The sequence below is a fragment of the Streptococcus sp. 'caviae' genome, from assembly GCF_001937065.1.
Classification (GTDB): domain Bacteria; phylum Bacillota; class Bacilli; order Lactobacillales; family Streptococcaceae; genus Streptococcus.
The window spans coordinates 39,981-51,998 of the sequence record NZ_MOWR01000007.1 but is presented as its reverse complement, the minus strand read 5'-3'; the positions used below and the strand labels follow the sequence as shown (position 1 = coordinate 51,998).

9 protein-coding genes and 1 pseudogene are annotated in these 12,018 nt (G+C 33.3%); 8 read left to right on the top strand and 2 right to left on the bottom strand.

Annotated elements, in window-relative coordinates:
• The first annotated feature begins 83 nt into the window (after nt 1-83).
• Together hisE and BMI76_RS07735 are read left to right on the top strand one after the other, a co-directional pair.
• A complete protein-coding gene (gene hisE, locus BMI76_RS07740; protein ID WP_075347004.1) occupies nt 84-398 on the top strand; it encodes a phosphoribosyl-ATP diphosphatase in 315 nt (104 codons plus the stop codon).
• Between the two features lie 11 nt (nt 399-409).
• Nucleotides 410-592 carry a DivIVA domain-containing protein gene (locus BMI76_RS07735; protein WP_075347003.1) on the top strand — a complete coding sequence of 61 codons (183 nt, stop codon included), beginning with the start codon at nt 410-412 and terminating at the stop codon, nt 590-592.
• Between the two features lie 328 nt (nt 593-920).
• Here the strand turns inward: BMI76_RS07735 and BMI76_RS10890 are convergent.
• Nucleotides 921-1,052: pseudogene (locus BMI76_RS10890) on the bottom strand (type II toxin-antitoxin system PemK/MazF family toxin); the annotation flags it as partial.
• Between the two features lie 121 nt (nt 1,053-1,173).
• On the opposite strand from BMI76_RS10890, the gene BMI76_RS07725 reads away from it, so the two are divergent.
• Nucleotides 1,174-4,431: an Eco57I restriction-modification methylase domain-containing protein gene (locus BMI76_RS07725; RefSeq protein ID WP_075347002.1), complete on the top strand. Its 3,258-nt coding sequence runs from the start codon at nt 1,174-1,176 to the stop codon at nt 4,429-4,431.
• On the opposite strand, the gene BMI76_RS07720 is transcribed toward BMI76_RS07725, so the two are convergent.
• Nucleotides 4,377-5,174, bottom strand: a complete 798-nt coding sequence (locus BMI76_RS07720) for a TaqI-like C-terminal specificity domain-containing protein (protein WP_257615260.1) — start codon at nt 5,172-5,174, stop codon at nt 4,377-4,379. The two genes, BMI76_RS07725 and BMI76_RS07720, sit on opposite strands and share 55 nt — an antisense overlap.
• 83 nt (nt 5,175-5,257) lie before the next feature.
• Here BMI76_RS07720 and BMI76_RS07715 point away from each other — a divergent pair, with 83 nt between their 5' ends.
• From BMI76_RS07715 to BMI76_RS10685, 5 genes are all read left to right on the top strand, one after another.
• Nucleotides 5,258-5,872, top strand: a complete 615-nt coding sequence (locus BMI76_RS07715; protein WP_075347000.1) for a master DNA invertase Mpi family serine-type recombinase — start codon at nt 5,258-5,260, stop codon at nt 5,870-5,872.
• Nucleotides 5,859-9,308 (top strand): helicase-related protein, encoded by a 3,450-nt coding sequence (locus BMI76_RS07710; RefSeq protein ID WP_075346999.1) that lies wholly within the window; start codon nt 5,859-5,861, stop codon nt 9,306-9,308. Before BMI76_RS07715 ends, BMI76_RS07710 begins: the two co-directional genes overlap by 14 nt.
• A 280-nt stretch (nt 9,309-9,588) precedes the next feature.
• Nucleotides 9,589-10,488, top strand: a complete 900-nt coding sequence (locus BMI76_RS07705) for an ATP-binding protein (RefSeq protein WP_075346998.1) — start codon at nt 9,589-9,591, stop codon at nt 10,486-10,488.
• On the top strand, nt 10,482-10,781 hold the full coding sequence (locus BMI76_RS07700; RefSeq protein WP_075346997.1) for an STAS-like domain-containing protein: 300 nt from the start codon (nt 10,482-10,484) through the stop codon (nt 10,779-10,781). The genes BMI76_RS07705 and BMI76_RS07700 overlap by 7 nt, the downstream gene beginning before the upstream one ends.
• A gap of 191 nt (nt 10,782-10,972) precedes the next feature.
• Nucleotides 10,973-11,950: a hypothetical protein gene (locus tag BMI76_RS10685; protein ID WP_142355067.1), complete on the top strand. Its 978-nt coding sequence runs from the start codon at nt 10,973-10,975 to the stop codon at nt 11,948-11,950.
• Nucleotides 11,951-12,018 lie beyond the last annotated feature (68 nt).

The following is a 12,018-nucleotide window of genomic DNA, read 5'->3' as shown; positions in this document are numbered from 1 at the left end:
TTAGATAAATTATTTAGAAAATCAGGATTTTCCGATAATTTCCTAAAATTCAGTCGTTTTTTAGACGCTCTCACATCTTAATTATGTTAGAAACACTATATAAAGAAGCCCTTGACCGCAAACAGAACCCCAAAGAAGGGTCTTACACCAACTACCTTTTTGACAAGGGCTTGGATAAGATTTTAAAGAAAGTCGGCGAGGAAGCCACAGAAGTCGTCATTGCTGCCAAAAATGCAGATAAGGACGAAATCGCCAATGAAACAGCAGACGTCCTCTATCATTTGGCCGTTATGCTGGTTGAAAGCGGCGTGACGCCTGACGATGTCAATAGAGTGCTGGAAGCCCGCCAGGGCAAGAAAAGCAATGTCCACGACCGAAAAGAAATCACAAATTATTAAGGAGCATCAAAATGCTAAGCCAGCAGGACATCCGCAACAAGCTATTCTCTACTAAGTTTCGAGGTTATGATCAGGAGGAAGTCGATGAATTTCTTGATGAGATGATAGCAACCTTGGACGCCTTAGAGCAGGAAAATCAATCACTCAAAAGACAGATCAAACGGCTTAAGTCGGGAGATGACTATTTGTTATAAGAATAACAGCAAAACAAAAGAATTTGTGACAAAAGTCTCAAACTCTTTCAATTTATGAAGTATCACATATTAACGCAGTGGTTTATTGGAAGTCCTTATCCCTTGCTACGCAAGTGATAGCTCCAACAGTTTGGGGAACTGTTGGAGGATATCCAATTATATGAACGTTAGTTCATGTCAATCCCTAATAAACTGTGCGGAGGTGGGATAGAAATTATCCAGTGGATGATTTCTACCTGAGCCTTAAAATAGGAGAGCGAGGAAAATCGAAATCGCCATTTCATGACGATTTACCGATTTTTGTCCCACTCTCTTTTTTGATGCAGAATTAGCCCTTTGAATCTTCAAAAATGTAGGGATAAAGCTGTGCCACCTTTTGAAAAGCCCAAGTGTCCAGCTGTCCGACTTTTTGAATGTTGCGGGCACGATAGTCAAAGGTGTGAAGTTGAAAAGGATTGACAATTTTAAAAAATGAAATTTCATTTATCAAGTATAATTAGACTAAAGTAGCTATTAAATTTAAATTATATTCATGATATAATACATTTAATAATATTTATTATGAAAAGATGGGAATAAAAATGTCAGATTCTTTTGTAGTAGAATTAATAAAACAGGTTCAGCCTAATTTTAGCGGAATTAAATATTTAGCAGAGTATCTTGGCTTTAATATCGAAAAAGTCGAGAGTATTAAAGAGTCATTTGAAAACGATACTATTTTTTCTTTTGCGCGACCAAATGATTTAGAAGGAATTTTTGCTTATGTTACCACTCAGGAAAAACTAGCTGTAAAAACACGTGCTAATCAGTTTAAAACGTTTTTTCAAGAGGCAGCACAAGCAATGATCGAAAGGGCTCAAACAAGTGCAGAAGTTGATTTCATCATTGTAATTGGAAAAAACATTGTCATCATTTTTGATTCAGCAGATTATAGGAAAAGGTTAATTCTAACACCTGATAAATTATCTAGAAGTAATTCTAAATATTTAGCGAAATTAAATTTATTAAAATCAGATTCCCTAATAGACAATCAGAATTATGTAGAAGATGATTTCTTTGGCTTAGTCCAATTGGATGAAAGATTTAAAGTAGACCTTTTTCGTTTTGCCATAGCTGACGATGAACAATTTATTAATAAAACGAGAGTTTTACGCCTTAATTTTTGGAAAAGAATTAAAGAAGATTCCAAGTGTAGAAAAATTATTAATAAGATTTTTTTCAAGGAGCCTAGTTATACAGATGAAGCATCTGAACGTTATGGTGATGTTATCTCTGCAGTATTGGATACACTGGTATTACGATACATTTTGGTCCGTATTTTAGAGGGGCGTTTTGGCTATGAGAATGAATTTGCCAAAAAGTCTGTTGCTAAAATTGGATTAGGAACATCTATGTCTATAGACCAATTGCTTGAATCTAAGGCACACTTTGATCAGCAACAAAAGGATGAATTGTTTGCTTCTAAAAAGAAATCAGCACAACTGTCACTTTTTGATCTTCTACCTGATGAGATTGACACCCAAGCTGTTTCAGAGATACAAGATGAACAATCAGCTTATATGGAAGAAATGTATGGTGGGGATCTTTATGTATCGGATATTGCAAAAGCTGCAACACAAATTGAAAGGACTTTGACTGAAGCTGAATATGCCCTTATCTGGAATGTTACTAGCTCAACTGACTTAGATTTTGATTTAGATGACGTCACTCCGGGAACTATTGGAGAACAGTACGAACAGACACTCCAGATGAAATTAGTTCAAGATGAAGCAGGAAATTGGGTTTACAGTAAAGATAATGAAAAACAACGTTCACAAGGTTCTTTTTACACTAGTGCACAAATTACGGATTATATTATCGAGCAAACTCTTGGGAAAAAACTTATTGAAATTAAATACAAACTTATTGATAAAGAATCTTCTGAAAAGCAAAAAATTAAGACTTTAAGGGATACTCTAAATCTAAAAATGGCTGATATTTCCAGTGGTGGAGGAACATTTTTAGCTGGTGCTGTACGCAAACTAGGAGATTGGTACACAGAGCTTGAGAAGCTAGAGGATATAAAAGACTTATTACCTAAAATTTCTAATTTTAAATCGGCGATTGAATTTCAGAAATATGCTGTTAATCATATGATTTATGGTGTGGATCTTGATTTAAAAGCTTTAATTGTTTCAAGTTTTGCTCTAACATTGGAATCATTGGGAGATACTCAAGGTAAACTACCAGAACTCATAGGTAGAACGCTGATTCACCAAAATTCTTTAGTGTCGTTGGTACCAGAATCTTTAAAATTAGAATGGTTTGCTGCTTATAAAGATGATATTGCTAAGTTATATACCGAGAAGAAAAAGTGGCTCTCTAAAAAAAGCAATGATTTTTTTGAAGTAAAGGCTAAACTACAACAAATTTTTGCTGATATGGCTTCTGAACACCTCAGATCAAAAAAATATGCAAAAGAAAGTTTAGACAAAGTTTTTGTTGATAAGCATATGGAAGTATTGGAGTTTAATCTTCCTGAAGTATTCTTTGATAAAAATGGCAACTATAGTGGAGGCTTTGATATTATATTTGGTAATCCTCCATACATTCAGCTGCAAAAAAAGAAGATTTTCTCTGATACAGAAAAGTATATCTATCAAAAATTAGGAGAGTTTAAATGTTATGAGTCGACAGGGGATATTTATAGTCTTTTCTTTGAAAGAGGAGTTCAATTATTAAAATCCAATGGTGCTTTAGGATTTATCACGTCTAATAAATACTTACGTGCTGGCTATGGACAATCATTAAGAAATTATTTTTTAGAAAAAACGAATCCATATCTTTTAGTAAATCTTGGTTCAGGTATGTTCGGCGCGACAGTAGATACAAGTATTCTAGCGTTGGAAAAATCTCATAATAAAAATGAATTACAGGCTATTGATTTAGTGCAACGTGATAGTAATCCTAAAAAACGATTAGAAAATATGAGCGATTATATTGAGCAGCATAGTTTTTCGATTTCTTTTAATAAGGATGAGAGTTGGCTTGTCTTATCACCCATTGAACAGTCTATAAAACACAAGATCGAATCAGTCGGTACCCCTCTTAAAGATTGGAATATTTCAATTAATTATGGGATTAAAACTGGTTTCAACGAAGCTTTTATCATCAATGCTGAAAAACGAAATAAAATTCTCAATAATTGCCAGACAGAGGTTGAACGTAGCAAAACAGCTGATTTAATACGACCGATTTTAAGGGGCAAGGATATCAAACGATATTCATATGATTTTGCAGATAAATATCTTATTACAACTTATAATGAATTTACAGATGGTAATGGAATAGTTCATCCATCAATTGATATAAAAGATTACCCTGCCATAAAAGAACATTTGGATTATTACTGGCAACAGATTAATAAACGTCAGGATAAGGGAGACACCCCATATAATTTAAGAAGATGTGCATATATGGACGATTTTAATAAGCTAAAACTTGCATGGAATAGAATTGCTAGCCAAAAGATTTTTGGAATTGTATCGGAAGGCATTTATATCCAAGATAGTATGCATTTCATCACGGGTGAACATATTGAATATCTATCTGCCGTGCTCAATTCTTCATTATTCAATTGGTTGATGAATACAATCGTTGGAGAATCCGCCGGAGGTAACGCGGGAAACGCTGATAATATTAAGAATTTGCTGATAATAAAACCTACAAACGAAATAGAATATAAAATAATAAAATGCCTTAAAATCAATGATTCTAACTCCATTGATAAGATAATTTTTCAACTTTATTCATTAAGTGACGAAGAAATCCAGTTTATTTCAGATTCATTAAAATCATAGATTTTATAAATTTCTTCCTCCGTAACTGCAATATCTTTAACGAACTTAGGAATAGGGATATTTTCAAAAAATATTTTACTTAATTCCCTAGTTCCTCCTTGTAATTCAGGAAAATAATCCTTGAAGCAAACCTTGAATACATTAGAATTAAAAAAACTCACTAGAAATTCTAATTTCTCTCCTGTCATAATGAAACACTTTTGATTAGCGACAAAATTTTCTCTATCTAGATAAAATGGTAAATATTTTGTCATGTTTGGATATATAATTTTCGGTTTAGAAAAATCGTCCCAATATTTTGCACCCCAGCGTTGTAAAGCATACCATTCATAACGTATTCCTGTTTCTGATTTATTCCGCGAGGATAGCTTCTCTTTAAATTTAAGGAGATGCGAATATATAGCTGGATAATCTTGTTCAAATAATTTTTCGGCTTCTAACGAAGCACCTTGTACAGAAGTATCATTGTGTAAAGGAAAATGCCATGGAATATAAATGAGATACAAATCAGCAAAGTCATAGCCGTACTTCCTAATATCACGGCCACGCAAAATCGGTCGTATAATTTCAGCAGATTTGGCGTCTTTTTTAATTAATTCATCACGTTTCTTTTTATCAATGATAAATGCTTCATTGTAACCTGTAAGAATACCACGATTAATCCGAATATCCCAATCTCTTAATGGTGTTCCGACTGCCTCAATTTTTTGCTTAATCGATTGCTCTATAGGCGATAAAATCAACCAACTTTCATCATTTTTGAATGAGCATTGAATTTTTTGCTGCTCAATATAATCGCTCCTTTTAAGAAAGCAGGTGTGAAGGAATGATTTATGGTTATATAAGGGTGAGTACAGATAAGCAAACTGTAGAAAATCAACGATTTGAGATTGAAAAATTTGCAAAAACACGAGGAATGGTAATTGAGGAGTGGACATCTGAAATCATTAGTGGAACAAAGAAAGCAAATGAACGTATTTTAGGAGAGTTACTTAAACAATTAGAAAAGGGAGATATCCTAATTATTAGTGAATTATCTAGGCTGGGAAGAAATCTTTTACAGATTATGTCTTTGTTAAACTATTTAATGGAAAAAGAAATCATTTTGTTAACTGTTAAAGAGGGTTACGAATTAGGAAATAATATTAATTCTAAAGTTTTAGCATTTGCCTTTGGGTTATCTGCTGAAATTGAAAGGAATCTAATATCACAGCGTACAAAAGAAGCATTAGCTAGAAAGAAGGCAGAAGGAGTTGTTTTAGGTAGACCGAAAGGGCTAGCTAAAATTTCAACTTATAAACTGTATAGATATAAAACCGAAGTATTAGAAATGAGAAAAACAGGCTTATCTTTTAATAAAATTGCTCGTTATTATGGTGTAAATAGAGCAACAGTCTCAAAATTTATTAAACGTGTAGGAGAGAATAATGGCATTAGATAATTATATTCCTGAAATTGGTACTGAAAATCGCATAGATAACAAGTTGAGAACTATGCGTGGCGCTATCGGTGGTCTTATGGAACATAGCAATAAAATAAGAATTGCTAGTGGCTATTTTCGATTAAGTGGAATTGTTGAGCTAGAAGATGATTTTAGACAGTTCTTTGCGCGTTCAGAAAAAAATAAGATAGAGCTCTTAATAAGTAATCAATATGATACAAAAAACACCGATACACGAACTATTTTAGGAATTGCTGAAGGCTCAGTTGATTACAGTACAGAGTCTTTCTTTTTGGATAATCAATTTTATCAGGAGTTGGTTAAATGGATTAAGACTGGGCGTATTGAAGTAAAAATTTTTGTAGATGAAAAATTTTATGAAACTCATTCTAAAGCTGATATCGCATTTTTGCATGGTAAGGCCTATTTATTTTCAGCATCTGACGAATACATTAGTAACAGTGTCTTAATTGGCTCATCTAATTTTACTTATGGCGGTCTTGTTGCTAATAGAGAATTGAATATGGTCACTGCGGATTCATTTCCTACAATTAGGGAATGGTTTGATGAAATGTGGACAGAATATTCTGAGCCCTATGCAGATAAATTACTAAGTGATCTTAAATTTCAAAAAGATCATTATTCAAAACCCAAAATTAGTTATACGCCAGTAGAATATTTTTATTGGAATTTAGGAAAATATTTTGGTAAGAAGGCTTCAGAAACTCTAGTTACTCGAGTAAAAGAGATTGAACAAGATTTACCTTATCCTAGTCGTAAAGACGGCAAGAAATATTTTGCCCATCAGTTTTATGGAATTTTACATGTTTACCAGGCTTTAAAAGAGTTCGATACTCAAGTTCTAGCAGATGGAGTCGGTCTAGGAAAAACCTTAGAAGCTGCTAGTATCATCAAATTGTATCTTCAAGATTTATTGCTAAAAAATGATAAACGAAAGGTATTAATTTTGGCAAATGATCGTTTGAGAGAGCAGTGGATAGATGAACTAGGGAACGTTGGGGGAGAGCTTTCTCGAATTGATATTACCACGCGTCAAAAATTTACTGGATTAACTGAGGAAGAAATCCATTCCTATGCAGAAATGTACTCTTTAGTTGTTATTGATGAAGCACATGAAGGTTTTCTACGTAAAAATAATAAAGCTTACCAAAATATGCAAGCTATGATTCATTACGCAAGAAGGACTCAGAGTCGTACAATTAGAGGATTATTGTTAACAGCTACACCGTGGAATAACTCCAGAGAGGATGTTATCCGTTTAGGATTACTCTTTTTAAATATTGATAAAGTTCCAAAACAACGTCAATATTATAACTATATATTAACTAATCGTGAGAAGTTATTATATGATGTTAAGGATAGTGGGAACTATAATCATAATGCTTACGTAGAATTTTGGAAAGATTTGTTTTATCAACGTACAAGAACTAGCTTGGCAAATGACCGATATTTATCGGATAGATATCCAAGACGAGAATTTCCCCTTGAGGAAAGTGAAGAACCATTTACAATCACCTATTCTCCAGAGGTGTCACAATCTCTTAGTGAAATTTTAGAGCGCTTAATTGAATTGAAGTTACCATATCAAGATACAGTTTGGCAGTATTTTGGCTCAGATAAAGAAAGTAATGTTATCTTACGTCAACGTTTTCAGTTGCTTCGTAGAGTAGATTCTAGTAATGCTGCTTTTGGAAAAAGTTTGGAAAATATCAAGAATAAGTTAGAGTTGTTTCAAAAAGATATTTTGCATTTACAAAATGAAACTCTTACACAAGTTAAAAGATATTTTTATTCTAAAGTAAATGAAGACTATGCTGAAGATTTTACAGATTCTGAAGAAGGATTTGATTTTGGTAGTGATTTGGAAGAATATGAAATAGAGTTAAACAAATCTCAACGTGATCGTATCAGATTAATTGATGAAAAACTTTCGGAACAGACACTTACTCCATTGTTAACAGAAATGTTGGAAGATACAAGTAATGACATTCAAAGTTTAGATGAAGTTCTTGAACAATGGGGAATTACTTCGAAACAAGATGAGAAGCAAAAGATAATTATTGACCAAATTAAAGAAATCATTTCTAAGGGTGAAAAAGTATTGATTTTTTCAGAGTTTTCGGATACTGTGGAAAATTACTTCCAAGAAATGATTGCGGATAAAGCGATTTTAGAAGCTGGTATAGGTATGATTCATGGCAGTACTAATCGTATTAACCATGGCGAAAGTACCAAAAAGGAAGTTTTAGGGCGATTTTCCCCTATTTCTAAATCATATGAACTTTTTGATAAAAAAGAAATTTCGATTCTAATAGGGACTGATGCTATTTCAACAGGACAAAATCTACAAGATGCTGATCATATTATGACTATTGAATTACCCTACAATCCAATGCGTTTGGAGCAGAGAATTGGGCGGATTGACAGACCAAAAATTAAGGGTGAAAATAAAATTTGCGTCTATGCTTTTCCCTCTGAAGAAATTATCAGTGCTGAATTAAAACTTTCAGAACGCTTTGAAAATAAAGCAAAAGGAGCAGCTACTGACACTGAAGGAGACTTCAAGTTACCCTTTGTTCATGAAGGAAGCTATAAAGGTCTTGTTGAAAGTTTATCTGAGAGTAACAGTGATGAGAAAAATATTCAAGATGAACTTTTAGCTTCTGTATCAGAGTTTGAAGCACGCGAACGTGTCCACGATTTTTATGAAAAAATTGGAGATGATTTTACAAAAAATAGAGAGTTTCAGCTTTTCCCTTATTCCTTTAATCACAAAGAATCCTTATTATTGTTCCAAGCAGAATTCAATGATGTTAATGGTAAATTTATACAAAAAACAACTCCTACTTTATGGAACATAGCTAGTGGGAATGAGTTAAGTTTTATGGAAGCCGAAAATAGAGTAAGAAAAATTTTGAAAAAGGATGCTTTTATTGAAGTTTCTGAAGCGACGAGTTTAATCAATGATTATAACAATAATCAGGTGGAAATTCTCAAGAAAATGGTTGAATACTATAATAAAGACTTAAAAACTTTAACAGAGTTAGAACAACAGCCGACTTATATTTTAGAGCTGAGGAAAACTTTGATGGACAATATGCAAGGGCATAGAAAAAATTTCTTAGACCAGAATATTAATGGAAAAGCCTTTTATAAGATTGTCCACTCGTTAGATCAAATGGGCTTTAACTCGGAACAACAGATGTTTTTGAGAAATTTAAAAGATAATGAAGGCAAATTAAGTACGTTCAAAATTAATGAAAACATCTGGAAGAATCTAGGTAGATTTATAGATGTATTCAGCGAATCTACTCATAATGCAGAAAATATTGTTTTAGAAAAAAACAAAAATAATAGGGCTAATACTAAGCATTCTACCTTAGAAGTGATAGCTGGGGTACTAAGCACAAGTTGAAATATCTCTTCCGATTCCAGATAATAAGGATGGGTAGATGTCTGCTGTTAATGTAGGTGCTAATTGCCATATTATTTTCGAAGGTTATACAATACGGTGACTTATAACAAAAAAGTTTAAAGTCGTCACTTTATTAGCCACTTCAAGGACTCATTGTTATATTAGCAAAAATTATAATTACTGAACTGACTATAATATTTATAGCAGATACTTTATCTTATTATATTAAATAGAATGGTTTTTACGAATAGAGTAGGTAGAAAAAATAAAGGGAGAAATCATGCATATCATTACTCTACCTAAGCAGGTTACTACAGATTCTATTAGAAAAAATATGATAGAGTTTAGAAATTACGTTGATAAAAGTTCAGATGGCGCGTTTTTATCCATTGATTTAACAAAGGTTGAATTCATTCAGCCTGCTGGAGTTATAGCATTAAATAATATTTTCCAGTGGTCAAAACAGCATAAGGGAATTGGAGTGTCCTTTGTAGTTGACACAGATACAGAAAATAAACGAAATCGGGAAGCTATGGGGTACCTTTCTGACTGTGGATTTTTTGGTAATTTTGGACAAGCAGATATCTTTAAAATTCCAAAGTTACGCCCCACTATGCTATCTTTAAAAACAGTTGAAGCAAGTAAAGTCGATCAATGGAAACAATCTGATTTAATGGGGTGGTTACAAAGACAGACGGGTAAAAGAAATGATTTTTCATCTATATGTGTTGCCATTGATGAAATCTTTAATAATATATCAGATCATTCAACTGAAAAGATAGGATCAATATTTGGTCAGTACTATCCTAAAAGCAATGAAATTGTCATAGTTGTTTCGGATTTTGGAATTGGAATTCCAAAATCTTTGAAGGAAAAGTATGGTGAAGAAAAAGCGGATAATGAGTGGATTGAAGTTGCCTTGAAAGAAGGGGTATCAACACAATCAGTTCCGCAAAATAGAGGAGCTGGTTTAGTCAATATTATGAAAACTTTAACTATAAATCAGATAGGCCAAGTGACAATTATATCAAATTGTGGTAAAGTAAAATTAGATAACAATCAAATTGTTGAATCTAAATCTTTTGAAGACTCATATCAAGGAACTTTTTTTGAATTAAAGATTGATACCTCAAATCAGTCTCTGTATGACATGGAAGAGGAGGAAGATTTCGAATGGTAAAGATTATTGTTAAAGATGTGGTGGATAATTGTTCAGACAATACTTCTGGATTAAAAATTTTGACACTTATTGAAGAAGCTTTGAAAGCAGGGGAAGAAGTAGCGGTTTCTTTTGAAGGCGTTTCCTATGTCAGTACTTCTTTTGTCAATTCAGCTTTTATCAACTTGCTGGAAGAGTTTACCTTTGACATCATTAAAACGAAACTTTCTTTCGTTAAGTCAACCGTTCAAATCAACAAGTTGATAAAAGAACGCTTCGCTTTTGAAACCAACAAAACAGTAGCAGTTTCATAATATCGATAGGTTAGGCCAGGAAGCGTACGGCGCCCTGGCCGTTTTTTATCAATTTGCATTAATTAGTATTTAGGACTGTCACTAAGAGGAATACTGCTATGTTAAATAAAACTTATAACTTACAAAACCCATGTGATACTTATTTCGGATAATTGCCGGCAGAAATTCGCTGATAGAAAAGAGGAAAAACTATGTCTGTTAAGCAAAAGGGAAAACGGTCTAAGCTAAGAAAATGGCTGGCTGCAAGTATGATTATTGTGAGCAGTTTCTTATTAGTCAGTTTGATGATTTATGCTGTTACGGATTTTTTGCCTAAAGATGCTTCGCCTGTGCAGATGAAAGTGTTGGTCATTGCTCTGATGGCTTTTTTGCCTTTCAATATGCTGATTAGCGCTGTCTTTATGCTCAAATATCAGAAGATTTTTAAAAAGATTCTGCTAACCTGTCTGGCTTCTGTTATGACAGTGATCATTATCTTTCTTGTTACTGTTTTTACTATAAAGTCAGATGTTTCTGATCTTCCTCAGTCCTTTGGTGTTCGAACGACGTATTCATCCAATCAGTCAGTAAATAAACATAAAGAACGGGAAAAAACATCAGAAAATGGTCGCTGGTACTCAACTGAAAGCGAAGCTTTGAATCATTTTAAAAAAATAAAGGGAAAAACGAATGAAGATTTCTTTTACATTAAAGGCTTAAGGGGCACCGTCCATTATTTTTATACTTCCGGCAAATCAAAGACCTTTACAGTATATACGCTGGAGGTGAAAGACGGCAAATATTTTAAACCTGCTGTGGAAGAATATTTTGTAAAAGATTACTTAGATGATCCTTACTTATATGACTGTGATGATGCTGCCTGTGACAGTATTTCCGAAGAGTACATCTTTAAATATACGCCGGGAGCAAGTGTCTCAGCCATGGCAGAGCAGGATTTATACTTTGGCATGTGGCACAATAAAAAAGAAGTCAAAAGCTTAACAATTTTAGGCAAGCACCCGGATGAGATTATTCCTGTCAAGTCTGGAAAGAGAGTAGATTATTTTTGGACTATGGAAAGTCCAGAGATCACCAAATCGCTTGAAGACTTTAACTTTTCTAAATTTACCTACCGTAAATTATCTAAGCATTTGCAGATCAAGTACACCAAAGCAAAAAAAGCAGACTAAGCTTTAAAATGGCTGCACAAAAAGACTGAATTTGGCTGTCCCTAAATTGGATTTTGATGTCCGATTTA